Consider the following 26371-nt stretch of genomic DNA (forward strand, 5'->3'; position numbering starts at 1 on the left):
GCGCTGAAGCGGGGCTCGCGCACGTGAGCACCGTCCAGCCTGCCCCTGTCGTCGAACTGGACGGCGCCGACCTGGCCCGCCGCTTCGGCGGCCTGGAGCGGCTTTATGGGGTACCGGGCGCGGCCCGCATCCGCGACGCGCATGTACTGGTCGCCGGCATCGGTGGCGTCGGCTCCTGGGCTGTCGAAGCGCTCGCGCGCAGCGGAGTCGGGCGGCTGACGCTGATCGACCTCGACCACATCTCCGAGTCGAACATCAACCGCCAGATCCACGCGCTCGACAGCACCATCGGGCAAGCAAAGGTCGAGGCCATGCGCGAGCGCATCGCACACTTCCATCCTGCCTGCGAGGTGCTGGCTGTCGACGACTTCGTCGAGCCCGGCAACTGGCAAACGTTGCTTGCGAGCGCGCAGGCTGCGAACGGGCCGGTGGACGCCGTCGTCGATGCCTGCGACCAGGTGCGCGCCAAGCTGGCGATGGCCGCATGGGCGCGCCAGACCGGTGCCGGCTTCATCACGGTGGGGGCGGCCGGCGGCAAGCGGCTCGCGCACAAGGTCGACATCGACGATCTCGCCGCGGTGACGCACGATCCGCTGCTGGCGCAACTGCGTCAACGGCTGCGCAAGGAATATGGCGCACCGCGCGAGGGCCGCAAGATCGGCGTGACCTGCGTCTTCAGCCGCGAAAGCGTCGCACCGCCCGATGCTTCCTGCGCCATCGAGGACACGGGCGACGGCTCGCTGAACTGCCATGGCTACGGCTCCGTGGTCAGCGTGACGGCCACCTTCGGGCAGTGCGCGGCCGGCTGGGTACTGGATCGGATCGCCCGCAGCGGGACGCTATAATTTCGGGCTTTGCCGGCTTCGATGCCGGCCGAGAGAAGAAGATAAAAAGTGTGGGACGTTAGCTCAGTTGGTAGAGCAGCGGACTTTTAATCCGTTGGTCACAAGTTCGAATCTTGTACGTCCTACCAGAATCTCAAAAAGATCCCCTATGCGATAAGCATCAGGGGATTTTTTTTTGACTACTCAAAGCGGGAATCGCTGAGCGTGTGAACCACCACCTTGGAATCACGCCTGCCTCAGCTCGGCAAGATCCCCAGGCGCTTGATCAGGTCCCCCCAGCGCTGGCTGTCCGCCAGCACGAGCTTGCGGAAGTCGTCCCCATAGACCTGTGACGGAATCCCGCCGCCCTTGCGCACGGCTTCCTGGAACACGGGGTCCGCCTGCATGTCCTGGATGGCCTTGCCGAGCTTGGCTAGTATGGCGGGCGGCAGGTTGGCCGGAGCGACCATGCCGAAGAGCTGGTCGGGCAGCGCCGCAGGGGACCCTGCCTCCTTGAGCGAAGGGACGCTGGGCAACGAGGGATCGCGGGTCTCGCCCGTCACCACCAGGGGCTTGAGCTTGCCGGCGTTGATCAGCCCCAGCGAAGTGGGCACGGAGGCGAAGGTGTATTGCACCTCGCCGCCGATGATTGCTGCATCCGTCTCCGGCCCGGCCTTGAACGGAATGTGCACGGCCTTGATGCCCACGGCCGAGTTGAACTCCTCGGCGGCCAGGTGAATGCTGTTGCCGATGCCGGAAGAGCCGAAGTTCAGCGCGCCCGGCTTGGACTTGGCGAGCGCGATGAACTCGGCCAACGTGTTGACGCCGAGCTGCGGCGACACCACGAGGACCTGGCGCGATGTCTGGATCAGGCCCAGGTAGGTGAACGAGCGCGCGACGTCGTAGCCGGGGCTCTTGATCAGGTGCGGCGCAGAGGTCAGTGCCGTGCTGGTGCCCATGCCGATGGTGTAGCCGTCCGGAGCCGCGCGGGCGACGTGCGCCAGGCCGATGGTGCCCGAGCCGCCCAGCTTCAGGTCGACGATGACGTTGCCGTTGAGCCGCTGGTTGAGCTGCACGACGATGAGGCGCGCCAGGAAGTCGACAGCGCCACCGAAGGGCGAAACCAGGGTGATCGGCTTCTCCGGATAGGCGCCCTGTGCCAGTGCGGCCAGCGGCATGGCGCCGAGCGACGCGGCGGCCAGGCCGCCCGAGATGATGGCCGTTCGGCGGGTGACGAGAGGGCGGTCGGTCATGGGTTTCCTTCGGGACGGTTGAGTCCAATAGATTAATGGACGGACCAATGGACGGTCACTCTCATTTACCCGGATGTCGAATGCCGTGGCTGCGTCAGGAAGCGGCTGTCGAACATGAACGCGGCTCTGCGCATGCCCGCGTCGCATTTTTGGGTCGTAAGTTGGCTTTTAAAATGGTATAACCATTCTATCCGCCCATCGACAGGAGACTTCCTTGCAATCCAATCAACCCGTCGCGCTGGTCGCGGGAGCCAGCGGGATCGTGGGCACGGGCATCGCGCAGCGGCTCGTGGCCGACGGCTGGCGCGTGTTGTGCGCCTCGCGCTCGGGCGGCGGCGGCGTCGCCGTGACCGAGGGCATCGCCGTGGACCTGATGGATCCGCACGCATGCCGCAAGGCCATCGCGCCGCACGAGGGAATCAGCCACGTCTTCTACGCGGCTTACCAGCAGGCACACAGCCGGGCTGCCGAGGTGGCGCCCAATCTCGGCATGCTGCGCAACGTGGTGGAGGCCGCGAGCGCCTCGGCACCGCGCCTGCGAAAGATCGTTCTGGTCACGGGTGCCAAGTTCTACGGCATCCAGTGGGGCGCCGTGTCCACGCCATGCCGCGAGAGCGATGCGCGGCAACTGCCGCCCAATTTCTACTACGACCAGGAAGACTTCCTGCGCCAGGCGCAGCGCGGCCAGGCATGGTCGTGGGTCAACCTCATTCCGCCTTTCGTCTCGGGCTTCGCGGTCGGCAACCCGATGAACCTGGTGCTGGGGGTCGGCATCTACGCTGCCGTCTGCAAGGAGCTGGGGCTGCCGCTGCGCTTTCCGGGCAGCGCGGGTGCCTACGATGCCTTGCACCAGATCGCCGACGCCCAGCAGATCGGCGCGGCTGCGAGCTGGGCCGCGACGGCCGACACAGCGGCCAACCAGGCCTTCAACGTCGCCAACGGCGACGCCGCGCGCTGGCGAAATACGTGGCCGGTGATCGCCGCGGGCCTGGACATGGAAGCGGCGCAGCCCAAGACCATGCCGCTTGCCGACGTGATGCCCGACCAGCAGGCCGTGTGGGATCGGATCGCGCAGCGGCACGGCCTGCGCAGCATCGAGATTGCGAAGATCGTGAACTGGGCCTGGGTCGACTACATGCTGCGCATGTCGCATGACGTGGTGCTCGAGACCGGCAAGATCCGCCGCGCGGGCTTTCATGACTGCATCGAGACCGACCGTGTGTTCGTGCAGCGTCTGCGCGAACTGCAGGAGCACAAGGTGATTCCACAATGAATGCGCGGCACCGCAGGACGGCTGACCTGACACTGGGCTTCCTGACGCTGGGCGCGCAGGCAGCACCGCTGGACACCATCGAGGCCGCCGCACAGGCCGGCTTCGGCGCGGCCGGGACGCGCGTGAGCGGACGCTACCCCGGCGATGCCTGGCCGTCGGTCGAGGCCGACCCTTCGGCATTCGAGAGGATCCGCGCCACCGCTGCCGAGAAGGGCGTTCGCATATCGAGCATCAGCGGCTACTACCTGTCGCCGCAGGTGCGCTCCTCGCACCTGATGGCCAACGTCGAGGCGGCCAGGGCCGTGGGCGCCCCGATGATCCTGCAGGGCTGCTTCGAGGCGGACCACGCGCGCGTCGCATCGCTGCTGCGCGACTACGCGGCCGCCGCTGCCGACGCGGGCATCCGGATCGCGCTGGAGTTCATGCCGATGAGTGAACTGAAGACGATCTGGCAGGCGCAGGCGGTCATCACCGCCAGCGGCGCGGGCAATGCCGGGCTCCTGATCGACACGCTGCACCTCGCACGCTCCGGCGCCACCGCCGCAGATGTGGCCGCGCTGGACCCGGCCATCATCTACCTCACGCAGCTCAGCGATGCGCCTGCGCAACTGGCCGCCGGCAGCACGCTGTTCGACGAGGCGATGTCGGGGCGCATGTATCTCGGCGACGGCGGTCTCGACCTGGCGTCCGTGGTGAATGCGCTGCCGGCCGATGCAGAGCTCGAACTGGAGACGCCGGTGGTCGCGCACGCCGGGCTACCGCCGGCGGCGCGCGCGCGCCAGGCTGCCGAGGCGGCGCAACGATTCTTCGACCGCCACTTTCCCGCTGCCATGGAGGGACCATGATGCTCATCAAGACGCTTTGCCTGGCTGCCTCGCAACCGGCTCCCGCGGCCGCGGATGCACTCGAGCGGACGGCCGCACAGGCGTTGCGCGAGGTGCCTGGCCTGCAGCTGGCGCAGGTGAACCGCGTCGTGCGCCATGTGCCGACGGACTACATCGAGAACGACAGGCCTTATGGCGGCGTGGTGGCGCAGGCGGATGCCATCGATGTGTCGATGGATCTGCATTTCGCCGATGCCGCAGCCGCCCGGCAGGCCGTCGAGTCGCCCGCATGGGCGGCGCTGATGAAGGGCATGCAGGGCGTCGCGCGTCTGCTCTTTGCGATGGACAGCGAACCGAACGTGCCGGTGCCCCTGCGCCACGGTGCCGTCGACGGCGGGTTCCGCCGCTGGTTGCTGCTGACGCGCAAGGCCGCCTCGCGAGAGGATTTTCGAGCTGCCTGGTTCGGCCGCCATGCCAGCCTGGTCAGGCACCTGCCGCTGCTCGACGGCTACGTGCAGAACCTCGTGTCGGCGCGCTACGACGCAGCCGGGCGGCCGGCTGCCTACGAGAGCCTGCCGATCGACGGCATCGCCGAGGTGTGCTTTGCCGACGAAGCCGCCATGAACACGAGCTATGCATCCGATGCGCGCCTGCCGCTCAAGGACGATGGACGCGAGCTCAATGCGCGGGTGAGCACCATCCTCGTCCAGGGCAGGTGGTCCGATGAAGGCGGCAAGCGAGGGCTTCGACCAGACGGTCGACGTGGTGGTGATCGGCACCGGGGCCGGCGGCATGGCGGCCGCGGTGGCCGCACGCAAGATGGGGCTCGAGGTGCTCCTGCTCGAAAAGGAGCCGCTGTACGGTGGCACAACGGCGCGATCGGGCGGCGTGCTGTGGATCCCGTGCAATCCGATCTCCACCTTCAAGCCCGAGCCGGACTCGATGGACGACGCACGCACCTACCTGAAGTACGAATGCGGCGATTTCCACGACGGCGAGCGCGTGGAGGCCTTCCTCGCCAACGGTCCGCGCATGGTCGATTTCTTCGTGCGCCAGACCGCGGTGAAGCTGATCGCGCTCCCGGATTACCCGGACTACCACGCAGAGAGTCCCGGCGGGCGCATGGCCGGGCGTTCGATCATGGCCGCGCCGCTCGACGGGCGCGAGCTCGGCGATCACATCCGATCGCTGCGGCCTCCGCTCAAGGAGATCACCTTCGTGGGCATGATGTTCAACTCGAGCGCCGAGGTCGGGCACTTCTTCAACGTCACGCGGTCATTCAAGTCGGCGGCCTACGTCGCGAAGCGGCTCGTGACGCATGCGATCGAGATGATGTTCCACGGCCGTGCGATGCGGCTGACCAACGGCAATGCACTGGCCGCAAGGCTGGCGAAGTCGGCCTTCGATCTCGGCATTCCGATGTGGCTCGAATCGCCGGCCCGGGCGCTCGTGCGCGATGGCGGGCGCGATGGCGGACGCATCAGTGGCGTCGTCGTGGGCAAGCCAGACGGCAGCAGCGTGCGTGTCGGCGCGCAGCGCGGCGTTGTGCTGGCGGCGGGTGGATTTCCGCAGGATGTCGAGCGCCGGAAAAGGCTGTTTCAGCATGCGCCGACCGGCCACGAGCACCTGTCGCCCGCACCGTCCGGCAACACCGGCGACGGCCTGCGCCTGGCCGAGTCGGTGGGCGGGCAGGTCGGCACGGAGCTGCCGAACGCGGCGGCATGGATTCCGGTGTCGAAGGTGCGGCGCGCCAATGGCGAAACCGGCGTCTTCCCGCACCTGATCGACCGCTACAAGCCGGGCATCATCGCCGTCAACCGCGAGGGCCGGCGCTTCACCAACGAGTCCGACTCGTACCACGACATGGGCATGGCGATGCAGAAGCACTGCGCCGACGGGACCGAGGTCGCCGCCTGGCTGATTGCCGATCACCGCACCATCCGCCGCTACGGACTCGGCTTCGCGAAGCCGTTCCCGTTGCCACTGGGCGCGCATCTTCGCTCGGGCTACCTGCTGCGCGGAAAGACGCTGGGCGAACTCGCCGCCCAGGCCGGCATCGATGGCGCGGCGCTGCAGATGACGGTGGACGACTACAACGTCGGCGCGGAAGAAGGCAAGGACCTCCAGTTTCGCCGCGGCTGGCGTGTCTACAACCGCTTCCTCGGCGACAAGACCCATGGGCCCAACCCCTGCGTCGCGCCGGTGAAGGACGGGCCGTTCTATGCGGTCAAGGTCGTCATGGGCGACCTGGGCACTTTCGCCGGCATCAGGACCGACCGCTTCGCGCGCGTGCTCGACGGCGAAGGCCGGCCGGTGCCCGGGCTGTTCGCGGCCGGCAACGACAACGCGAGCGTCATGGGCGGCGGTTACCCCGGAGGCGGCATCACCCTCGGGCCGGCGATGACGTTCGGCTTCGTGGCGGCCGAGTTCATGGCCGGGCACGGCGCGTCGGAGGCCACCGCGGAGGCACGGCCGTCGATGACCACTGCCCGAGGCGGGAGCGAGAGATGAGCCGCACGGCCGTTCCGAAGGCGAATAGCACCGCAGCCGAAGGCGAAGGTATTCCAGGAAGCCGCGCCACCGGCCCCTTGGGCGGCCTCAGGATCATCGAGATGGCCGGGCTCGCGCCCGGCCCCTTTGCCGCCATGATGCTCGCCGACATGGGCGCGACGGTGCTGCGCATCGACCGGCCCGATCCGGCGGCGCGCGCAATGCCGCAGCGCTTCTACTTCACCGACCGCAATCGCCGTTCGATCGCGGTGGACCTCAAGTCGAGCGGCGGCGCCGCGCTGGTCAAGCGCCTCGTTGCAGGTGCGGACGCGCTCATCGAGGGCTTCCGCCCGGGCGTGATGGAGCGGCTGGGACTGGGTCCCGAACCTTGCCTGGCGCTCAACCCGAAGCTGGTCTACGGCCGCATGACGGGCTGGGGCCAGGAAGGCCCGATGGCCATGGCGCCCGGGCACGACATCAACTACATCGCGCTGTCAGGCGCGCTGGAGGCGATCGGCAATGCGGACGGCCCACCGGTGGTGCCGCTGAACCTGGTCGGCGACTTCGGCGGCGGCGGCATGTACCTTGCCTTCGGCATCGCCTGCGCGCTGATCGAAGCCGCTCGCTCCGGCAAGGGCCAGGTCGTCGATGCGGCCATGGTCGATGGTGCGGCCTCGCTCATGACCTACTTCTTCGGCTATCGCGCAGGCGGTGCGTGGCCGGGGAGGGGGCGCAGCGTGACCGGCGGCGGCTCGCCGTTCTACGCCGTGTACGAGACGCGCGACGGCAAGTACATCAGCATCGGCTCGGCCGAGCCGAAGTTCTACGCCGAGCTGCTGCGCCAGACGGGACTCGAGAACGCGGGCCTGCCCGATCGCGCTGACCCGGCCAACTGGCCGGCCATCCGTGCGCGACTGGCCGAGGTGTTCCGCACGCGCACGCGCGGCGAGTGGTGCGCGCAGCTCGAGACCAGCGAGACCTGCTTCGCGCCCGTCCTGAGCATGGAGGAGGCCGCCGCGCATCCGCACAATCGCGCGCGCGGCACCTTCGTCGAAGTCGACGGCATGGTGCAGCCCGCGCCGGCGCCGCGCTTCTCACGAACGCCGGCCGCGTTGCCGGCAGCCGGGGTGGAGCCGGGCATCGATCTGCATGCGGCGCTGGCAGGCTGGGGCCTGGAGCTGGCAGAGATCGACGGGCTCGCGGCCGCCGGCGTCGTGGGCTGAAAGCCGCCGACCCGGGGATACCCGCTTCCTGTTGACGAACATCGGGCTTCAAGCATAATGGTCTTACCAATGAATGACAGGGCCATGCGGCAACAGCAACCCTGCGTCCGAATCCAAGGAGACGAACCATGATTTCACGCCGCCACCTCATGGGCGCCGCTGCCCTTGCGAGTCTGCCGTATGGCATGGCCCGCGCGCAGGGCTTCCCGAACAAGCCGATCCGCATCGTCGTGCCCTTTGCCGCCGGCGGCACGGGCGACGTGCTGTGCCGCAACCTGCAGGAGCCGCTGCAGCGCCTGCTCGGCCAGCCGATCGTCATCGACAACCGGCTGGGCGCCAGCGGCACGATGGGCACGCAGTATGTCAAGAACGCGGCGCCTGACGGATACACGCTGCTGCAGGTGGGCAACAGCACAGTCACCACATCGCTGATGCAGAAGACGGCCGGCTACGACGCCATCAAGGACCTTGCGCCGGTCGCGAACATCGCGACCACGCCGATGGTGTTCCTGCTCAACCCGGTGATCCCGGCCAAGAGCATCGCCGAGCTGATCGCGTATGCCAAGACGCGGCCGGGCGAGCTCGAGTACGCGTCTGCCGGCCGCGGCTCGCTGGGCCATCTCGCGAACGAGCTCTTCAACCAGATGGCCGGGCTGAAGATGGTCTACGTTCCGTACCAGGGCTCGTCGCAGGCCACCAACGCGGTGCTGGCGGGAGACGTCAAGGTCGTGATCACCACGCCCTCCGATGCGATCAATGCCTTCGTGGGCAGCGGCAGGCTGCGCATGCTGGGCGTGTCCTCGCCCAAGCGCAGCCCGCTGCTGCCGAAGGTGCCCGCCATCGCCGAGTCGCTGCCCGGTTTCAGCGTGATGGCGTGGTTCGGCCTGGCGGCACCGGCGGGCACGCCCGCGGAGATCGTGGCGCGGATCAACGAGGCCGTGAACATGGCGGTGGCAGAGGCGGCCATGCAGGAGAAGCTCAAGGGCCTGGGCATGACGCCCCAGCCCGGCAATGCCGCCGCCTTCGGCGAACTGATCCGCAACGACCAGCAGATCTGGACGCGCGTCATGCGCGAGGCCAACCTGTCGCCTGAGTGAGAAGGTGACCGCGGCAAGGGTTCACCTGCAACAGTGTTCGGCCGGCCATTGAACCGATAGATACAAATGGATATTCAGCGATGACGAATCGATCACTTCGGGGCCGCGTTGCCATCGTCGGCATCGGCGAGACCACCTACTACAAGCACAGCCAGTCGCCCGATGCCGAGTTCAAGCTCGCGCTGAAGGCGGTGCTGGCCGCCTCGAAGGACGCGGGCATCGACCCGCGCGACATCGATGGCTTCGCCTCCTATTCCAACGACCGCACCGACCCTTCGCGCCTTTCTGCGGCGCTGGGGGCGAAGCAGCTGCGTTCGACCACGATGCAGTGGGGTGGCGGAGGCGGTGGGAACTGTGGGGCCGTTGCCAACGGGGCCGCGGCCATTGCGGCGGGGCTGGCCGATTGCGTGGTCGCCTTTCGCGCGCTGGCCCAGGGCGAGTACGGCCGCTTCGGCAAGGCGCCGACCGCGCCGACCATCGCGGGCGACATGGCCTACCAGGCGCCCTACGGTGTGCTCTCGCCGGGGCAGAAGTTCGCGATGAAGGCGCGGCGCTTCATGCATGAGCACGGGGTACGGCAGGAGGCGTTGCGCGCCATCGCCATGGCCTCCTACCGCCACGCGCAGTCGAACCCGCGCGCCGTGATGTACGGCAAGCCGCTCACCGAGGCGAAGTACGACGACTCGCGCTGGATCGTCGAGCCCTTCCACCTGTTCGACTGCTGCATGGAGAACGACGGCGCCGCCGCGGTGATCATGGTGCCGGCCGAGCGTGCGAAGGATTTCCCGAACAAGCCGGTGTACGTCCTCGGCGCGGCAACCGGCTCGGACCATCGCGTGGGTGCGAATGCGCACAACCAGCCGAACTACGCGAGTTCGAGCTTCTCTACCGTGGCGCCCCACATGTACGGGATGGCCGGCCTGGGCCCGAAGGACGTGGGCGTGGTGCAGAGCTACGAGAACTTCACCGGCGGCGTGCTGATGGCGCTGGCGGAGCACGGCTTCTTCGAGCCCGAGGAGGCCAACGATTTCCTGCGGCTCGAGAACCTGCTGGCACCGGGCGGCAAGCTGCCGCTCAACACCAGCGGCGGCAACCTGGCCGAGTGCTACATGCATGGCTTCGAGCTGGTGCTCGAAGCAGTGCGCCAGGTGCGTGGCACTTCCACCGCGCAGGCGCCGCGCAACGACGTGGCGCTGGTGATCGGCGGGCCAATGGTCACGCCGGTGAGCAATCTACTTCTCGGATCGGAGGCGACCCTGTGACCCCCAGCACGACGAACGAAGCGTACCTGCCGGCCGGGCTGCCGATCCCGGTGCCGGAGGCAGACGGCCTGTCCGCGCCTTTCTGGAACGGCCTGCGGGAGAACCGGGTGATGGTCCAGCACTGCCGGGCCTGCGGCACGTTCCAGCATGGCCCCGAATGGATCTGCCATGGCTGCCATGCTGTCGATCCGCCGTTCGAGCAAGTGGCGCCGCGCGGGCGGATCTTCAGTTGGGAGCGCGCCTGGCATCCGGTGCACGCCTGCCTGAACGGGCACGGCCCCTATCTGGTGGTCGTGGTCGAACTGCGCGATGCGCCCGGCGTGCGAATGCTGGGCAACCTGCTGGGCGATCCGATGGCCGAGGTCGTCATCGGCGCCGAGGTCGAAGGCGTGTTCGAACACCATCTCCAAGCAAGCCCGCCCTTCACGCTGCTGCAGTGGCGTTGCGTGAAGTAGAACCGCCGAACCGGTGCTGGTTCAAGGATGAACCTGCACCATCGCGGAGCCGATGCCGAGTGCCAATGCGGCGACGCCCAGGCAGATCAGCGCGAACACGTGGTTGACCCGGACGGTGACGGCATAGATCGAGAAGCCGGAGTAGCGGCTCGTCATGAGGGCGATCATGGAGAAGGGCGTCGAACAGGTGGCGATGGCCCAGCCGACCAGGATCGCCGCGAGATGCGGCATCGGCGCGAGATGCAGCACGCCGGGCGGCAGGGACGAGGCCACCAGCACGGCAGACAGGACCGGATGCACAGCCATGAAGCCGAGGGCGATGATCGCCAGCATCAGGGCCAGGCAAGCGAGCACGGGTGAATGCGACAGTGCGCCGCCGATCGTCGCCGTCCAGGCCGGCGGAACGGCGCTGGCGATGATCGTGCCGCCGCAGCCGGCGACCATGAAGAGGGCGACCTCTCCGGCCAGCGCAGGCAGGGCGAGCACATCGGTGCGCAGCAGCGCGAAGGCCTGCGCAAGACGGTGCGGGCCCTTCGCCTGGGCCCGGTGCAAAGCGAGCACGGCCGGCGGGATCAGGACCACGATGGCGCCGACCACGGCGATGTGCAGCGCCTGCGCCAGCAGCATCACGGCGCCGAGAAAGCCGGCCATGGCCGCGATCATCGGCAGCAGCGCGCGGTACAGCGCGATGTCAGGCCGCGCCGCGGGAGCCGGCGTCTTGCGGCCGCGCAGCCGCCACAGGTCGAGCGCCGTGCCGATCAGGACGGCGCTGACAGCCAGGCCCAGCGTCAACGGGACGATGGTGAACCAGTCGAGGCCGGGATAGAGCGCAACCAGGATCGTCAGGTTGCTGACCATGGGGCTCCACAGGGTGGCCGCGGCGAAGCTGCGGTTGATCGCCGCGAACATCGCCAGCCGGTCTTCCTCCACCGCGAACTCGCCTCTCGAGGCCATCTGCAGCAGCAAGGTGACTCCGGCCATCCCCAGCAGGCCGCCGAAGAGCTGGGCTGCCACCGAGAACCACGCGTACCGGCTGCGCATGCTGCTCGCCAGCAGGTGCTGCGTGACGACATGCGTGTGCGGGCTGTGCAGCGCGGCGCGTGCCAGCAGCGACACCGAGGACACCAGCGAAACCAGCAGTCCTCCGATGGCAATTCCCTTTGCAAGGCTTGCGATCGGCGCCGCCGAGAAAGGCAGCATCAGCAGGCTCGCCGAGCCCACGGCAAGTGACATGCGGCGGATGCTGGGCGGAATGCGCCGGTGCTCCAGCAGAAGAAAAAGTGCCGCCGCGGCACCCATCACCCACACCGCGCCGGCCCGCGGCCAGAACAGATGGGCGAGCGTTCCGAGCGCGACCACGATGAGGCAGGCCGCGCCGGGCCAGCCTCGGGATCCGGTCACGGCGATTGCTTCGTTCACTGGAGTACCTTCGCCTTCGGCTGCGGTGCTATTCGCCTTCGGAGCGGCCGTGCGGCTCATGGGCGCAGTCAACTCAGGAGGAGCAAGGCGGCTTCCTTCGCGCTCTGGCCGACCTGCACGCCCTTGTCGCGGGCGAGCTTGTTGGCGGCGCTGATGACGCCGTCGAAGTAGGTGCTCTGGCCGTCGCCCATGCGGGCGGTGAGCGCGCTGACCGAGGCGCCGGGGATGCCGTCGGGCTCGACGGCTTCCAGCGCGCTCAGTCCGGAGTTGTTCTTGCCGATGCCGCCGTCAGAGCAAATGAAGGCCCAGGGCCGGTAGTCGCGGAAGTAGCCGACCACGCTGCGCCCGGTGTGCCCGGCGGTGCACAGCACGTTGCGCTCCCTGTCCTCGGGCAGGGCGTAGGCGATGGAGTCGGTGCACACGATGCTGCGTCCGTTCGCCGCAGTGTGGACCAGGCGCCGTCGCGTCGGCTCGAACACCGCCGGCTTCTTCTCGCCGGAGAGAAGGTATTGCGCGGCCTCGCGGGCGCGCATGCCAGGCTCGATGCCCAGCGCCTGAGCCGCAACGTTGACGCGGCTCACGATGCCGTTGTCGTGGAGGTCCGAGCCGTTGCCCATTTCGGCGGTCATCACGTCCACGGCGGCGGACGGGATACCCAGCGCCTCGTAGTACCAGAGTCCGGCAATGCCGGCGCCGTCCTTGCCGATGGCGCAGTCCAGCCCGATGACGGCACGGGGCCTGGCCGCCATCACCATGCGTGCGCACAACACGCCGCAGTAGGAGGCGTTCACCACCACATCGCCGGCGGTCTCGGGCGCCTGGGCAACGTAGCCCTCGACGTAGGTGGCCGAGTCGAAGATGAGGACGCGCCCCTGGGGGCTGCGAACGATTCGGGGAGCGGGGCTGGATGTCATGGAAGAGGGGCCTTTGCCGAAAGAGTAGGTGCCTGGACGGCAAAATGCCGTAATGGTAAATCCATTTGCACAATCTTGGGCGCGGGCACGGCGGGTCGGGTATGCCCCCCAGCCCCCTCTGGGCGAGAAGTGCCCGATAAGGGTGTTGACCAATTGTTTGTGCCAGGCATAATGGTAAGACCATTATATTGGAATGCACATGGCCGCGTTCACTCCCTTTCATCCGCACCACGAGAAGCTCGCCGACGACGCCTCGCGCTACGTCGACGTCGCGAGCATTCCATGGAAGCCGACGCCAACGCCGGGCATCGACATGAAAGTCCTGATGCAGGACGAGGCGAGCGGCCTGCTTACGGCGCTGTTCCGCTGGGAGCCCGGCACCCAGCTGCCGCTGCACGAGCACGTCGAGATCGAGCAGACCTACGTGCTCAAGGGCAGCATCGTCGACGAGGAGGGCGAAGTGCGCGAGGGCGGCTACGTCTGGCGTCCCAAGGGCAACCGCCACCTCGCGCGTTCGCCCAAGGGGGCGCTCGTGCTGTCCTTCTTCCTGAAGCCGAACAAGTTCCTCGAGGGCGACCACGCGGGCGAGGAGCTCAAGTAGATGATCCACCGCTGCATTGTTCATCCCATCATCGTGGACAACCCGCCCGGCGCTTCCGCCGGCAAGACCGGAATCACCGCCGAGTGAAGCCGGGGTTCGATGTCCTTGTCGTCGGCGGCGGCGCGTCGGGGCTGAGTGCCGGCATCGAGGCTGCGGCGGCGGGCGCGCACACGGCGGTGCTCGAGAAGAACGCCCAGCCCGGAGGCAGCAGCCGCCTGTCGGTCGGATCGATCAATGCCGCCGGCTCGAGCCTGCAGAAGCGCGCCGGCATCGTCGACACGCCTGACGAGCATTTCGAGGACATGGATCACTACATGGGTGCATTCGCCTCGCACGAGAACCTGGCGCTGCGCCGGCTGCTGGTCGACAACGCGGCGGGCACGCTCGATTGGCTGATGTCGCTCGGCCTCAGCTTCTACGGCCCGACGGCGGATCCGCCGCACCGCCATCCGCGCATGCACAACGTGGTGCCGAATTCGCGCGCCTATCCCTACTACCTGGGCCGCGAGGCAAGGCGCAGGGGTGTCGACCTGCGGCTCGGCACGCGCGTGGTCGGTCTGCTGCGCGCGGATGACGGCGGCGTGCGCGGCGTGTCCGCACTGGTGGACGGCCAGACGGTGGAAATCGAAGCGCGCAAGGGTGTGGTTCTCGCTGCCGGCGACTACAGCAACGGACGCGATCTCATGCAACGCTTCCGTCCCGAGCTGGCCGGCATCCCGGGGGTGAATCCAACGGCGACCGGCGACGGGCACCGGATGGCCGAGGCCTTCGGCGCGCGGCTGGTCAACGGCGAAGTCATCTATGGGCCGGGGCTTCGCTTCGCGGAGCCCGCGCGGCCGAGCCTGGTGCGCCGCCTGCCGCCCTCGTGGCTGCTGGGCAAGCTGATGCAGCTGTCCTTGAACCATTTGCCGATCGCGCTCTTCCGGCCCTTCGTGATGGCCTTCATGACGGCGTCGCTCGGGCCCGAAGCATCGCTCCTGCGCGCCGGGGCCGTGCTCGTCAACGCCGACGGACGGCGTTTCACCGACGAACTGGCACAACCGGGCCTGGCGATCGCGCACCAGCCCGCCGGGCAGGCATGGCTCGTGTTCGACGAACGCGTGGCGCAGATGTTCTCGAAGCCGCCGCACTACGTCTCGACCGCACCAGGCGTGGCCTTCGCCTACCTGCCGGACTACCGGCGGCATCGCAAGGATCTCTATCACCGCGCTGGCGACCTCGGCGCCCTGGCCCGCAGCCTGGGCATGCCGCCTGATGCCCTTCGAGCCACGCTCGAGCAGCACAACGCGGACCTGGCCGCAGGCGCCGCCGGTGCGGCGGCAGGCCGGGGAACGCTGGCGCAAGCACCGTTCCACGCCCTGGGCCCGTTGGAGAGCCGCATCGTCATCACTGACGGCGGGCTGGCGGTCAATGCCGTCCACCAGGTGCTCGATCGAGAAGGGGCCGTGATCCCCAGGCTCTATGCCGCCGGGGCCGTGGGGCAGGGCGGGGCGCTCCTGGCCGGCAACGGCCATCACATCTGCTGGGCGGTGACTTCCGGGCGGCGCGCCGGGCGGTTCGTGGCGCAGGGCCGAGTTGGTTGATCCATCAACACTCTTGCTTCGGGCGACTCAGCAGGGCCGCCGGTCCGGGTGCAAGGAGGCCGTAGCGAGGAACATCAGGTAGCGCTCCACGGCCTGTTGTTCCGCTTCTTCCAGCGACGCCAAGGTCTGGATCTGTTCCGGCGTGGGGCCGCCACCGCTCCCGCACAGGCGATTCCCCAGGGACTCGATCAACAGTTCGCGCCACGCAACGGTGGCCGCCCTGGTGCTCAGCACCTTCGAGCGCAGCCGTTCCAGTTCTGCGTGGTCGGATGTTTGCATGCCATCCCTCTTGATTAGAGTGCTTAAGTTCTAATTCAAGATCGAGGATGGCTCCAATCTCGTCTGTAGGCAATCAGCCGAAAAGTGAGCGGGCGCAGAGGTGCAGGGAGGTCATCTCCGCCCGGATTGGACGCGGCCCTCAACGCTTCGGATGAACGTAGGCCAGCGCCTTGAAGTCCTCGAAACTCGGGAGCTCCCAATCTACGTCGCTCGAGAAGCGGTGGCTGTCCAGCCAGGCCGACCAGCAGGCGAACTGTGGTGGAGACGGCGCCACGATGGGGCGCTGCTTCTTCATCAGCGCGAGCGCGTCGAGCGGCGCGAGGCCGCGGTGCACCAGCAAGCACAGCGCCAGCGTGGCGGAGCGGCCGATCCCGTACTCGCAATGGATCAGCACACGCTGGCCCTGGTCAAGAAACTCGTTGGCGAAGCGAATGCCATGCTCCAGATCCGGCATCTCCACCGGGCGCATGTCCGTGGTAGGGAGGTGCAGCAGCGTGATGCCGTGGCGCCGGAACAGTTGCGTGTCGGGCATGGCCTCGCCACGCAGGTCGATCACGGCCTGGATTCGATGCTCGTGCGCCAGCAGCTCCGCACATTCGGAGGGGTAGCTGCCCCCGACGGCAAGCAGGTCGGTGATCCAGTTGAAATTGGGTTGCCAAGCATCCACGGAAAAAACTCTAGCGTCATTGATCCAGCGGGAGCGCAACGGGATACCACAGGCCGCGCGACCCTGATGTAGGTGGATTCTGTAGACGAAGGTGTGCTTTTTTACCTGGATCTCGCGGCCCGATGTAAGCACAATGGATTACATGAAGAGCACCATCCAACCGACGACCCACGAATGGTGGGAGGACCATACGGATCAAGCCGAGCAGCGCGCCTTTCTGGATTCATATCGGTCTGCTCAACGCATCGAGCATGCGGTAGCTTGGCGCCGCAACGTGATGCTCGGTTTTCTGGCTGTCGCAGTGCCGTTCCTGGTGCGCTTGCTCAGCACCTTGTGACGAGGGGACTCCGCGGCAACGAGCTGCCGACTGGGCCGTTTGGAGAAGAGAGACTCTCGAGGATCGATCAGTCGGGAACGTCGCCCAGTATCGGCTGGCCGCCCGCTATCGCCGAGACGAGGCCGACGGCGCCTGCACGCAGCAGTTCCTGCCTCAGCGCCGTCTCCAGCTGATGGCGAGCCGTGTCCGGCCGATCGTGGTCGTACTCGTCGTCCAACTCGCAGTGCAGGTAGTAGTCAACCCGTGCCATGAGCCGTTCCACCGATGCTGCGAGATCTGTCTCATTCATCTGTTAACTCCTCACCTCGATCCCTGACATGAATTTCGGGCTGCCTTGTTCGGTTCGCTTCGGCACCTTGCCCGGCATTATGAACTTGACAGTCGGCCAGACTGGATTTCGTCAGATGGTATGCCGTCATCATGTGGGGACAAACAAACAGGTCCAGCCGGGATGACAGCGATGCCTGCTCAGTTGGGGCGCAGCCGCGCCCATCCGGAGCGGCGGCGCGGGGCGGCGCCGGCCTCGATCTGCCCTTGTTCGGGCCCTGGCGGAGGCGGAAGGAGATGCCGCACCGACTGCGCTACCACGACGCAATCGCGGATGTGGAGCTCGCCCAAGGCCCGCAAAGCGGCGTAGCCGATTGCGGCGGAGACCAGTTGGCCCGCGACGGGAACGTATTTGGTGGCCTGCTTTGCCGTCAGGCGTATGCCGGCGTGACTGGCCAGCTTGATCAACAGCTCGCGCGTCATCAGCTTGCCCACCAGCAGGGCGCCGGCGGCGGCAGCAGCTTTCTGTATGCGCTCGCGCTGATGAGGCGCAAGCCCCTCGATCTGGGCCACCGAGAGACCGAATTCGGCGCTGATCCGGGGAATCAGCCGCGACAGCAGGGCGGCGTCGGCGGCCCAGTCGACGCCGGGAATGGGCACCGCGCTGGCCGCGGCGGCGATCAGCGCCTTGTGGCCGAGCATGCGCCGGCTGCGCTGGATGGCAGCGATCAGCTGCGGATCGCCGCGTGCGAGTTCGAGGGCCGAGGGCATGGTTCGCCGAAGGCTATCACGTCCGGTCAGCCGGCGGCGAGTGCCTCGATCTGGTCCGACAGGGCGAGCCAGCGCTCCTCCAGCCGGCCGATCTCCTCGTTCAGCGCCTTCAGGCGACGGCCCGTCTCGGCAATCTCAGGCGCCGGAAGCGGGGCCGATAGCCGTGCCTCCAGCGCGGTCTTTTCGGCGCCGGCGGCGGCCAACTGCTCGTCGACCTGCGCCAGCTCGCGCTTCAGCGGCCTGGCCTGGCCGCTGCGTTGCTGGCGATCCTGCGGGGCCACCGAGGCGGGGGGTGCAGCCGGAATGGCGGCATTCTCGGCCTCGCGCGTGGCCAGCCTGGCCTCCTCGCGCACGCGCTTGGCCTCGTCGAGCAGGTAGCGCTGGTAGTCGTCGAGGTCGCCGTCGAAGTCGCTTACGCGGCCGCGGCCGACCAGCCAGAACTCGTCGCAGACCGAGCGCAGCAGCGCACGGTCGTGGCTGACCAGCATCAGCGTGCCCTCGAACTCGTTGAGCGCGACGGCCAGGGCTTCGCGGGTGGCGAGGTCCAGGTGATTGGTCGGCTCGTCGAGCAGCAGCAGGTTGGGGCGCTGCCAGACCATCATCGCCAGCACCAGGCGCGCCTTCTCGCCGCCGCTCATGGTGCCGACTGCCTGCTTCACCATGTCGCCGCTGAAGTTGAAGCTGCCGAGGAAACCGCGCAGGTCCTGCTCGCCGGTGCGCTCGCGGGCGTTGGGGCCGAGCTCGCGCGCCATGCGAACCATGTGCTCCAGCGGCGTGTCCTGCGGGCGCAGCACGTCGAGCTCCTGCTGCGCGAAGTAGCCTATGTTGAGGCCCTTGCCCTCGGTCACCGTGCCGGCGAGCGCACGCATCTCGCGGGCGATGGTTTTCACCAGCGTGGACTTGCCCTGGCCGTTGGCGCCCAGGATGCCAATGCGCTGCCCGGCCAGGACCGAGCGGTTGACGCCGCTCAGGATGGTCCTGGGCGGCCCGTCGTCCTGCAGATAGCCGAAGCTCGCCGCGCTGATCGTGAGCATCGGATTCGGGATGTTCCCTGGCTCCTTGAACTCGAAGCTGAAGTCGGCCTCGGCCAGCAGCGGCGCGACCTTTTCCATGCGCTCCAGCGCTTTCACCCGGCTCTGGGCCTGCTTGGCCTTGCTGGCCTTGGCCTTGAAACGGTCGATGAACTTCTGCAGGTGGGCGATCTTGTCCTGCTGCTTGGAGAAGGCAGCCTGCTGCAGCTCCAGCTGCTGAGCGCGCAGCGTCTCGAAGGCGCTGTAATTGCCGCCGTAGCGAGTGAGCTGTTCGTGGGCGATGTGCAGGGTCACGTCGGTCACGGCGTCGAGGAACTCGCGGTCGTGGCTGATCACGATCATGGTGCCGGCGTATTTCTGCAGCCAGGCTTCGAGCCAGACCAGGGCATCGAGGTCCAGGTGATTGGTCGGTTCGTCGAGCAGCAGGAGGTCGCTCGGGCACATCAGCGCCCGCGCCAGCTGCAGGCGCATGCGCCAGCCGCCGGAGAAGCTGTTGACGGGCTGGTCGAGCTCCTGGACCTTGAAGCCCAGGCCGAGGATCAGCGCCTGCGCGCGGGGCACCGCGTCGTGTTCGCCGGCGTCATGCAGGTCGGTGTAGGCGTGAGCCAGGGCCATGCCGATGTCGGGGTCGTCGGGGTCGGCGGCATGGCCGGCTTCGGCGAGCGCGAGCGCCTCGCGCAGTTCCACCAGGCGGGTATCGCCGCCGACCACGAAGTCGGTTGCCGACTCATCGGTCTCGGGCATGTTCTGCGCGACCTGGGCCAGCCGCCACGACGGCGGCACCGAGAAATCTCCGCCGTCCTCGTGCAGCGTGCCGTTGAAGAGCGCGAACAGGGTGGACTTGCCGGCGCCGTTGCGACCCACCAGCCCGACCTTCTCGCCGGGGTTGATGGTGACGCTGGCGCCGTTCAGCAGGACCTTGGCGCTGCGGCGCAGGATGACGTTCTTGAGGGTGATCATGAAAGAAGGGATTCGCGGGTGACCAGGAGCACCTGGTCCTCGCCGGCGCTGGTGGCGAGCCACACCACCTCGAGTTTGGGGAACGCCGCCTCGAAATGCAGGCGCTCGTTGCCGATCTCGAGCACCAGCACGGCGTTTTCGCTCATGCGGGCCGGTGCATCGGCGAACAGGCGGCGCACGAAGTCCATGCCGTCGGCGCCGCCGGCCAGGGCCAGCTCGGGCTCGGCACGGTACTCGGCAGGCAGGGCGGCCATGCTCCGTGCGTTGACGTAGGGCGGGTTGCACAGGATCAGGTCGTACGGTCCGCGCACGGCGGCGAGCCCGTCGGATTCGATCAACGTGATGCGATCGTCCAGCGCATGCCGCGTGACGTTGATGGCTGCGACCTCGAGGGCCTCGGTCGAGAGATCGGCCGCATCGACGCGGATGTCCGGATAGGTCAGGGCGGCCAGCACGGCAAGACTGCCGTTGCCGGTGCACAGGTCCAGCACCCGTTGCGTGTGCTCGCCGAGCCAGGGGTCGATGGTTCCGTCGGCCAGCAGCTCGGCGATGAAGCTGCGCGGCACGATGGCGCGCTCGTCCACGTAGAAGGGCACGCCCTGCAGCCAGGCTTCCTTGGTGAGGTAGGCCGCGGGCTTGCGCGTGGCGATGCGCGCCGCCAGCAGCTCGGCCACGCGCGCGGCATCGGCTGGCGAAACAGGGCGCCCGGCCGCTTCGTCCAGGCTGTCGAGCGGCAAGCCCAGGCGCCACAGCACCAGCCACGCCGCCTCGTCGAAGGCGTTGGTCGTGCCGTGGCCGAAGGCGACGCCGGCCTCGGCCAGCTGCTTTTCGCCGGCCTCGATCAGTTTCATGACCGTGGTCATCACGGTCCCACGCTCGGCATTGTCATACGCCAACCAGCGCTTCGAGCCGATCCAGCGTGCGTTGGTAGATGTTCTTGAGCTGCTCGATCTCGGCGACGGCGATGTGCTCGTCGATCTTGTGGATGCTCGCGTTGACCGGCCCCAGTTCGACCACCTGCCTGCAGATCTTCGCGATGAAGCGCGCATCGCTGGTGCCGCCGCTGGTCGAGAGCTCGGTCTCGATGCCGGTCTCGTCGCGGACGGCCTGCTGCACCGCGGCTACCAGTTCGCCGGGCGGCGTGAGGAAGGGCAGGCCGCCCACGGTCCACGAAAGGGTGTAGTCGAGCCCGTGCGCATCGAGCACCGCCTTGACCCGCGCCTGCAGGGACTCGGGGGTGGCTTCGGTCGAGAAGCGAAAGTTGAAGTCGACCACCGCACTGCCGGGAATCACGTTGCTGGCGCCGGTGCCCGCATGGATGTTGCTGATCTGCCAACTGGTCGGCTGGAAGTACGGATTGGGCGCGGCGTCCCAGCCGCCCGCCGCGTTGATCGTGACGAGTTCCGCCAGTGCGGGCGCAAAGGCATGCACCGGATTCTTCGCGAGGTGCGGGTAGGCGATGTGGCCTTGCACGCCATGAATGGTGAGCCGCCCGCTCATGGTGCCGCGCCGGCCATTCTTGATCATGTCGCCGCAGCGCTCGACCGAGGTGGGCTCGCCGACGATGCAGTAGTCGATTCGTTCCCCACGCGCGGCCAGCGCATTGCACACCACCACCGTGCCGTCGACGGCGGGGCCCTCTTCGTCGCTGGTGAGCAGCAGGGCCAGGGTGAGACGCGGGTCGGGCCGGGCGGCCAGGAAGTCCTCGATCGCGACCACGAAGGCGGCCAGCGAGGTCTTCATGTCGCAGGCACCGCGGCCGTACAGCTTGCCGTCGCGGTGGGTGGGTGTGAAGGGGTGGCTCGTCCACTGCTCCAGCGGGCCCGTGGGCACCACGTCGGTGTGTCCGGCAAAGGCCAGTGTGCGCGCGGCCTCGGCGCCCGCGCTGCCCGGGCGCACGGCCCACAGGTTGGTCACGCGAAAGTCGGCGGGGCCACTCTCGAAGGTCTCGAGCCTGAAGCCCAGGCGGGCCAGCCGCTCGCCGAGGATCTGCTGGCAGCGCGCGTCGTCGGGGGTTACCGAGGCGCGGGAGATCAGTTGTTCGGCGAGTTGCAGCGTACGGGACATGAATGAAGCTAGTCCAATGAATCGTTGGAATGGCATCCCGAGGGACGCGCGAGACGGGCTGCGATGCAAGGCGCGAAGCGCAGCGATGCCCTGTGGCATCGCGAGCATTCGCAACGCCGCAGCGCGGCTCGTATCGCGGGGACAGCGGGTGTCATTTCAGTGATTCAGTGGACCTAGTGTCGGACGTCGAGCGTGATGTCCGTGAAGGAGGGTTCGTCGACCTGGTCGAGCAAGGCGTGCTCTTCCTTGCGGGCCGGTGCCGCATTGCGGTTCTGCAGGCGCCACATCAGGTTGGTCGGGGAATCGGCCTGCGACAGGACTTCCTCGCGGCTGACGCGGTTCTCGGTGATGAGGCGGGCGATGTCCTCCTCGAAGGTCTGCGAGCCTTCGGCCATGGATTGCTCCATCGCCTCCTTGACACCGGAGAAGTCGCCCTTGCTGATCAGGTCGGCCACCAGCGCGGTGTTGAGCATGACCTCCAGCGCCGGCACGCGGCTGCCCTCGGGCGTGCGCAGCAGGCGCTGCGCGATGATGGCCCGCATTGCGCCGCTCAGGTCGCCCAGCAGGGTGGCGCGCACTTCGACTGGGTAGAAGCTCAGGATCCGGTTGAGCGCGCGGTAGCTGTTGTTGGCGTGCAGCGTGGCCACGCACAGGTGGCCCGACTGGGCGTAGGCAATGGCGGCCGTCATGGTCTCGCGGTCGCGGATCTCGCCGATCTGGATCACGTCGGGCGCCTGGCGCAGCGCGTTCTTGAGCGCGATCTGCAGCGACTCCGTGTCGCTGCCGACGTCGCGCTGGTTCACCATCGACTTCTTGTTGGTGTAGGTGAATTCGATCGGCTCCTCGACGGTGAGGATGTGGCCGCTGGCGTGCTCGTTGCGGTAGTCCAGCATCGAGGCCAGCGTGGTGCTCTTGCCGGCGCCGGTGGAGCCCACCATCAGGATGAGGCCGCGCTTTTCCATCACCAGGGTCTTGAGGATCCCGGGCAGGTTCAGGTCGTCGAAGGTGGGGATCTCCGAGGCGATGTGACGCACCACCACGGCGTAGCTGCCGCGCTGGCGCATGCCGCTGATGCGGAAGTTGCCCGCGCCCTCGAGGGCGACCGCCATGTTGAGCTCGCCGGTACGCTCGAGCTCGGCGATGCGCGCCTCGGGCACCACCTCCGCCAGCAGGGCCAGCGGCGCCTCGGGCGGCAGCACCTGCGCGTTGATGGGCAGGCAGTTGCCGTTGATCCGGATCAGCGCCGGGGAGTGCGCCGACAGGTAGATGTCGGAGGCCTTGCGCTCGGCCATCAGGCGCAGAATTCTCTCCATCGTCTTCATCGGCTCTCTCCTCCAGCGTGGTTGGGAATGGGTGTCGCGGCTTCTTAATCGCGCAGCAGGTCGTTCAGCGAAGTCTTGGCGCGCGTCTGCGCGTCCACGCGCTTGACGATGATCGCGGCGTAGAGGCTGTACTTGCCGTTGTCCTTGGGCAGCGTGCCGCTGATGACGACCGAACCCGCGGGCACGCGGCCGTATGTGACTTCGCCGGTCGTGCGGTCGTAGATCGGGGTGCTCTGGCCGATGTACACGCCCATCGAAAGAACGGAGTTCTCTTCGATGATCACGCCCTCGACCACTTCGGAGCGCGCGCCGATGAAGCAGTTGTCCTCGATGATGGTCGGGCCGGCCTGCAGCGGCTCCAGCACGCCGCCGATGCCCACGCCCCCCGAGAGGTGCACGTTGGCGCCGATCTGGGCGCAGGAGCCGACGGTGGCCCAGGTGTCGACCATGGTGCCCTCGCCGACGTAGGCACCGATGTTCACGTAGGAGGGCATCAGGATCGCGCCCTTGGCGATGTAGCTGCCGCGGCGCGCCACGGCCGGCGGCACGATGCGAACGCCGGCTTCCTTGAGCTCGTTGGCCGAGAGATGCGAGAACTTTGTCGGCACCTTGTCGTAGAAGCCGAGCGAGCCGGCCTGCATCTGCTCGTTGTCCTTGAGGCGGAAGGACAGCAGCACCGCCTTCTTGATCCACTGGTGCACGGTCCACTGGCCCACGGCCTCGCGGGTGGCAACGCGCAGCTGGCCGTTGTTGAGTTCTGCGATCACATGCTCGACCGCATCGCGAACTTCCTTCGGGGCACTGGTGGCGGAGAGGTTGGCGCGGTCTTCCCACGCGGCGTCGATGGTCTGCTGGAGTTGCTGGGTCATGGATGGGCTCGGTTCTGGATGAAGTTCACGATGCGCTGCGCGGCCTCGGTGCATTCAGCGGTGTCGGCCACCAGCGCCATGCGGATGCGGCCGCGGCCCGGATTGGCGCCGCCGGCTTCGCGGGCGAGATAGCTGCCGGGCAGCACGGTCACATTGTATTGAGCGTAGAGCGCGCGGGCGAAGGCGGCGTCGTCGCCCTGCCACGACGCGGGCACGCCGGCCCACAGGTAGAAGCTGGCATCGGGCAGCCGCACGTCCAGCACGTTTTCGAGCAGGGGCGTGACTGTCGCGAACTTGGCGCGGTACTGGGCGCGGTTCTCGATGACGTGCGCCTCGTCGCCCCACGCCGCGATGCTGGCCGCTGCCACCGCCCCGCTCATCGCGCTGCCGTGGTAGGTGCGGTAGAGCATGAAGGACTTGATGATCGCGGCGTCGCCCGCCACGAAGCCGCTGCGCAGGCCGGGGACGTTGCTGCGCTTGGACAGGGAGGTGAGCGCGATGAGATTGCGGAAGTCGCTGCGGCCCAGCTTCGCCGCGGCCTGCAGGCCCCCGAGCGGCGGCTCGTCGCGGAAGTAGATTTCGCTGTAGCACTCGTCGGCCGCGATCACGAAACCATGGCGGTCCGACAGGGCGAAGAGCTTCTGCCACTCCTCCATCGGCATCACCGCGCCGGTCGGGTTGCCGGGGGAACACACGAAGACCAGCTGGGTGCGCTCCCACACCGCGGCCGGGACGCTGTCCCAGTCGACCGCGAAATTGCGCGCCGGCACGCTGGGCACGTAGTACGGCTCGGCGCCCGCCAGCAGGGCCGCGCCCTCGTAGATCTGATAGAAGGGGTTGGGCGAGAGCACCACCGGGGCAGGTGTCGTCGACGCATCGACCACTGTTTGTGCGAGCGCGAACAGCGCCTCGCGCGATCCGTTGACCGGCAGCACCTGCGTGGCAGGGTCCAGGTCGAGCGCGTATCGGCGCTGCAGCCAACCAGTGAAGGACTGGCGCAGCTTCAGGTCGCCGGCGGTCGCCGGATACACCGCCAGTGCGCCCAGGCCGGCGGACAGCGCCTCCTTGATGAACTCCGGCGTCGGATGCTTGGGCTCGCCGATGCCGAGGCTGATGGGCGCGAATTCCGGGTTCGGCGTGACATCCGAGAAGAGCCGGCGCAGCCGCTCGAACGGGTAGGGCTGCAGCTTGGAGAGCAGGGGGTTCATGGTGTCGATGTTCAGAGCTTCTTGACCAGCACCTGGCTCTTGCGGTCCCAGTTGTACTTGCGCTTGCGCGCCTCGGGCAGCCAGTCGGGGTTGACTTGCTGGAAGCCGCGCCTGAGGAACCAGTGCATCGTGCGGGTGGTCAGCACGAAGATGCTTTCGAGCCCGCTGGCCTTGGCGCGCTGCTCGATGCGCTTGAGGATGCGCTCGCCATCGCCTTGCGACTGCGACTGCGGCGACACGGTGAGCGCCGCCATCTCCGCCGTCTTCGCCTCCGGATAGGGGTAGAGCGCTGCGCAGCCGAAGATCACGCCGTCGTGCTCGATCACCGTGTACTGGCCGATGTCGCGTTCGATCTCGGTGCGGCTGCGCTTGACCAGCGTGCCGTCTCGCTCGAAGGGCTCGATCAGCTGCAGGATGCCACCGATGTCGTCGGCCGTGGCTTCGCGCAGTGACTCGAGCTTCTCGTCGATCACCATGGTGCCGATGCCGTCGTGCACGTAGACCTCGAGCAGCAGCGATCCGTCCACCGCGAAGGGAATGATGTGGTTGCGCTCCACGCCCGCCTCGCAGGCCTTGACGCAATGCTGCAGGTAGAAGCCCGTATCGGTCGGCTTCTGCGGCGGCGCAAGCGAGGCCAGCAGCTTCCTGGCACTGTCGAGCGGCAGCTCGGTGTCGATCGGATTGTCTTCGCCTACGGGCTGGGCGGGGTCCTGAGGGATGCCCGGCACCTCGGTCAGGAAGATCAGCTTGTCGGCCTGGATCGAGATCGCCACGCTGGTCGCGACCTCCTCCATTGTCAGGTTGAAGGCCTCGCCGGTGGGCGAGAAGCCGAAGGGCGACATCAGCACCATGGCGCCGAAGTCCAGCCCGTGGCGGATGCCGGCGGCGTCCACCTTGCGCACCAGGCCCGAGTGCTGGAAGTCGACGCCGTCCACCACGCCGACGGGCCGCGCGGTGATGAAGTTGCCGGAGACCATGCGCACGGTGGAGCCTGCCATGGGCGTGTTCGGCAGGCCCTGGCTGAAGGCGGCCTCGATCTCGTAGCGCAGCTGGCCGGCGGCTTCCTGTGCGCAATCGAGCGCCACTTCGTCGGTGATGCGGATGCCATGAGAGTACTTCGCCGCGTGGCCCTTCGCGCGCAGCTGCTCGTTGACCTGCGGCCGGAAGCCGTGCACCAGCACCACCTTGACGCCCATGCTCTGGATCAGCGCCAGGTCCTGCGCAATGTGGGGCAGCTTGCCGGCGGCGATAGCCTCGCCTGCCATGGCGACCACGAAGGTCTTGCCGCGATGCATGTGGATGTAGGGCGCCACCGAGCGGAACCAGGGGACGAAGGTGAAATTGAAGACGGTGGACATGGGGAGGCCGTGAGGGG

Annotated in this window: 25 protein-coding genes, 1 tRNA gene and 1 pseudogene; 13 read left to right on the forward strand and 14 right to left on the reverse strand. The window is 67.7% G+C overall.

What is annotated here, in order from left to right:
• The first annotated feature begins 23 nt into the window (after positions 1 to 23).
• Together APY03_RS37165 and APY03_RS37170 are read left to right on the forward strand one after the other, a co-directional pair.
• Positions 24 to 845 carry a tRNA threonylcarbamoyladenosine dehydratase gene (locus tag APY03_RS37165; protein ID WP_068685418.1) on the forward strand — a complete coding sequence of 274 codons (822 nt, stop codon included), beginning with the start codon at positions 24 to 26 and terminating at the stop codon, positions 843 to 845.
• Positions 846 to 897: 52 nt separating this feature from the next.
• Positions 898 to 973, forward strand: a tRNA-Lys gene (locus APY03_RS37170).
• Between the two features lie 108 nt (positions 974 to 1081).
• On the opposite strand, the gene APY03_RS37175 is transcribed toward APY03_RS37170, so the two are convergent.
• Entirely contained in the window at positions 1082 to 2077 is a 996-nt protein-coding gene (locus APY03_RS37175) for a Bug family tripartite tricarboxylate transporter substrate binding protein (RefSeq protein WP_068685420.1), read from the reverse strand.
• A 214-nt stretch (positions 2078 to 2291) separates the two neighbouring features.
• Between APY03_RS37175 and APY03_RS37180 the strand changes: the two genes are divergently transcribed.
• The 8 genes and pseudogenes from APY03_RS37180 to APY03_RS37215 all read left to right on the forward strand — a co-directional run bounded on the left by APY03_RS37180 (position 2292) and on the right by APY03_RS37215 (position 10701).
• The gene (locus APY03_RS37180) at positions 2292 to 3350 is read left to right on the forward strand and encodes an SDR family oxidoreductase (RefSeq protein ID WP_068685422.1); all 1059 of its coding nucleotides are present in this window, start codon (positions 2292 to 2294) and stop codon (positions 3348 to 3350) included.
• Positions 3347 to 4195 carry a sugar phosphate isomerase/epimerase family protein gene (locus APY03_RS37185; protein WP_068685424.1) on the forward strand — a complete coding sequence of 283 codons (849 nt, stop codon included), beginning with the start codon at positions 3347 to 3349 and terminating at the stop codon, positions 4193 to 4195. The genes APY03_RS37180 and APY03_RS37185 overlap by 4 nt, the downstream gene beginning before the upstream one ends.
• Before the next feature lie 320 nt (positions 4196 to 4515).
• Positions 4516 to 4830 (forward strand): annotated as a pseudogene (locus tag APY03_RS45815) (EthD domain-containing protein); the annotation flags it as partial.
• A gap of 67 nt (positions 4831 to 4897) precedes the next feature.
• The gene (locus APY03_RS37195; protein ID WP_068685427.1) at positions 4898 to 6685 is read left to right on the forward strand and encodes an FAD-dependent oxidoreductase; all 1788 of its coding nucleotides are present in this window, start codon (positions 4898 to 4900) and stop codon (positions 6683 to 6685) included.
• Entirely contained in the window at positions 6682 to 7887 is a 1206-nt protein-coding gene (locus tag APY03_RS37200; RefSeq protein WP_083944865.1) for a CaiB/BaiF CoA transferase family protein, read from the forward strand. The genes APY03_RS37195 and APY03_RS37200 overlap by 4 nt, the downstream gene beginning before the upstream one ends.
• 128 nt (positions 7888 to 8015) lie before the next feature.
• Complete coding sequence (locus APY03_RS37205) at positions 8016 to 8984, forward strand: Bug family tripartite tricarboxylate transporter substrate binding protein (protein ID WP_068685429.1); 969 nt, start codon at positions 8016 to 8018, stop codon at positions 8982 to 8984.
• Between the two features lie 80 nt (positions 8985 to 9064).
• On the forward strand, positions 9065 to 10246 hold the full coding sequence (locus tag APY03_RS37210; protein WP_068685430.1) for a thiolase C-terminal domain-containing protein: 1182 nt from the start codon (positions 9065 to 9067) through the stop codon (positions 10244 to 10246).
• Positions 10243 to 10701, forward strand: a complete 459-nt coding sequence (locus APY03_RS37215; protein ID WP_068685432.1) for a Zn-ribbon domain-containing OB-fold protein — start codon at positions 10243 to 10245, stop codon at positions 10699 to 10701. Before APY03_RS37210 ends, APY03_RS37215 begins: the two co-directional genes overlap by 4 nt.
• Before the next feature lie 21 nt (positions 10702 to 10722).
• Here APY03_RS37215 and APY03_RS37220 read toward each other — a convergent pair whose 3' ends face one another.
• Together APY03_RS37220 and APY03_RS37225 are read right to left on the reverse strand one after the other, a co-directional pair.
• Positions 10723 to 12120: a hypothetical protein gene (locus APY03_RS37220; RefSeq protein ID WP_232324558.1), complete on the reverse strand. Its 1398-nt coding sequence runs from the start codon at positions 12118 to 12120 to the stop codon at positions 10723 to 10725.
• A 68-nt stretch (positions 12121 to 12188) separates the two neighbouring features.
• Entirely contained in the window at positions 12189 to 13034 is an 846-nt protein-coding gene (locus APY03_RS37225; protein WP_068685436.1) for a hypothetical protein, read from the reverse strand.
• Between the two features lie 199 nt (positions 13035 to 13233).
• On the opposite strand from APY03_RS37225, the gene APY03_RS37230 reads away from it, so the two are divergent.
• Positions 13234 to 13635 carry a cupin domain-containing protein gene (locus APY03_RS37230; protein ID WP_068685563.1) on the forward strand — a complete coding sequence of 134 codons (402 nt, stop codon included), beginning with the start codon at positions 13234 to 13236 and terminating at the stop codon, positions 13633 to 13635.
• Positions 13636 to 13718: 83 nt separating this feature from the next.
• Positions 13719 to 15218 carry an FAD-dependent oxidoreductase gene (locus tag APY03_RS45445; protein ID WP_068685438.1) on the forward strand — a complete coding sequence of 500 codons (1500 nt, stop codon included), beginning with the start codon at positions 13719 to 13721 and terminating at the stop codon, positions 15216 to 15218.
• A 27-nt stretch (positions 15219 to 15245) separates the two neighbouring features.
• On the opposite strand, the gene APY03_RS37240 is transcribed toward APY03_RS45445, so the two are convergent.
• A complete protein-coding gene (locus tag APY03_RS37240; protein ID WP_068685440.1) occupies positions 15246 to 15497 on the reverse strand; it encodes a hypothetical protein in 252 nt (83 codons plus the stop codon).
• 139 nt (positions 15498 to 15636) lie between these two features.
• Positions 15637 to 16164, reverse strand: coding sequence for a protein-tyrosine phosphatase family protein (locus APY03_RS37245; RefSeq protein WP_068685442.1), 528 nt, complete (start codon positions 16162 to 16164; stop codon positions 15637 to 15639).
• Positions 16165 to 16306: 142 nt separating this feature from the next.
• On the opposite strand from APY03_RS37245, the gene APY03_RS37250 reads away from it, so the two are divergent.
• Positions 16307 to 16501: a hypothetical protein gene (locus APY03_RS37250; RefSeq protein WP_146039348.1), complete on the forward strand. Its 195-nt coding sequence runs from the start codon at positions 16307 to 16309 to the stop codon at positions 16499 to 16501.
• A 67-nt stretch (positions 16502 to 16568) separates the two neighbouring features.
• On the opposite strand, the gene APY03_RS37255 is transcribed toward APY03_RS37250, so the two are convergent.
• The 9 genes from APY03_RS37255 to argA form a co-directional block, all read right to left on the reverse strand.
• Entirely contained in the window at positions 16569 to 16790 is a 222-nt protein-coding gene (locus APY03_RS37255; RefSeq protein ID WP_068685446.1) for a hypothetical protein, read from the reverse strand.
• A 179-nt stretch (positions 16791 to 16969) separates the two neighbouring features.
• Positions 16970 to 17539 carry a hypothetical protein gene (locus tag APY03_RS37260; RefSeq protein WP_232081091.1) on the reverse strand — a complete coding sequence of 190 codons (570 nt, stop codon included), beginning with the start codon at positions 17537 to 17539 and terminating at the stop codon, positions 16970 to 16972.
• 26 nt (positions 17540 to 17565) lie between these two features.
• Positions 17566 to 19530 (reverse strand): ABC-F family ATP-binding cassette domain-containing protein, encoded by a 1965-nt coding sequence (locus APY03_RS37265; RefSeq protein ID WP_068685448.1) that lies wholly within the window; start codon positions 19528 to 19530, stop codon positions 17566 to 17568.
• On the reverse strand, positions 19527 to 20393 hold the full coding sequence (prmB, locus tag APY03_RS37270; RefSeq protein ID WP_068685564.1) for a 50S ribosomal protein L3 N(5)-glutamine methyltransferase: 867 nt from the start codon (positions 20391 to 20393) through the stop codon (positions 19527 to 19529). The genes APY03_RS37265 and prmB overlap by 4 nt, the downstream gene beginning before the upstream one ends.
• Positions 20394 to 20415: 22 nt before the next feature.
• Positions 20416 to 21597, reverse strand: coding sequence for a succinyl-diaminopimelate desuccinylase (gene dapE / locus APY03_RS37275; RefSeq protein ID WP_068685450.1), 1182 nt, complete (start codon positions 21595 to 21597; stop codon positions 20416 to 20418).
• Between the two features lie 173 nt (positions 21598 to 21770).
• Positions 21771 to 22919, reverse strand: coding sequence for a PilT/PilU family type 4a pilus ATPase (locus tag APY03_RS37280; protein ID WP_068685452.1), 1149 nt, complete (start codon positions 22917 to 22919; stop codon positions 21771 to 21773).
• Between the two features lie 44 nt (positions 22920 to 22963).
• The gene (gene dapD / locus APY03_RS37285; RefSeq protein ID WP_068685454.1) at positions 22964 to 23788 is read right to left on the reverse strand and encodes a 2,3,4,5-tetrahydropyridine-2,6-dicarboxylate N-succinyltransferase; all 825 of its coding nucleotides are present in this window, start codon (positions 23786 to 23788) and stop codon (positions 22964 to 22966) included.
• Positions 23785 to 24996, reverse strand: a complete 1212-nt coding sequence (dapC, locus tag APY03_RS37290; protein WP_068685456.1) for a succinyldiaminopimelate transaminase — start codon at positions 24994 to 24996, stop codon at positions 23785 to 23787. The genes dapD and dapC overlap by 4 nt, the downstream gene beginning before the upstream one ends.
• Positions 24997 to 25007: 11 nt before the next feature.
• Positions 25008 to 26354 carry an amino-acid N-acetyltransferase gene (argA, locus tag APY03_RS37295; RefSeq protein WP_068685458.1) on the reverse strand — a complete coding sequence of 449 codons (1347 nt, stop codon included), beginning with the start codon at positions 26352 to 26354 and terminating at the stop codon, positions 25008 to 25010.
• Positions 26355 to 26371 lie beyond the last annotated feature (17 nt).

Origin of the sequence: Variovorax sp. WDL1, from assembly GCF_001541225.1 — a bacterium.
GTDB lineage: Bacteria > Pseudomonadota > Gammaproteobacteria > Burkholderiales > Burkholderiaceae_C > Variovorax.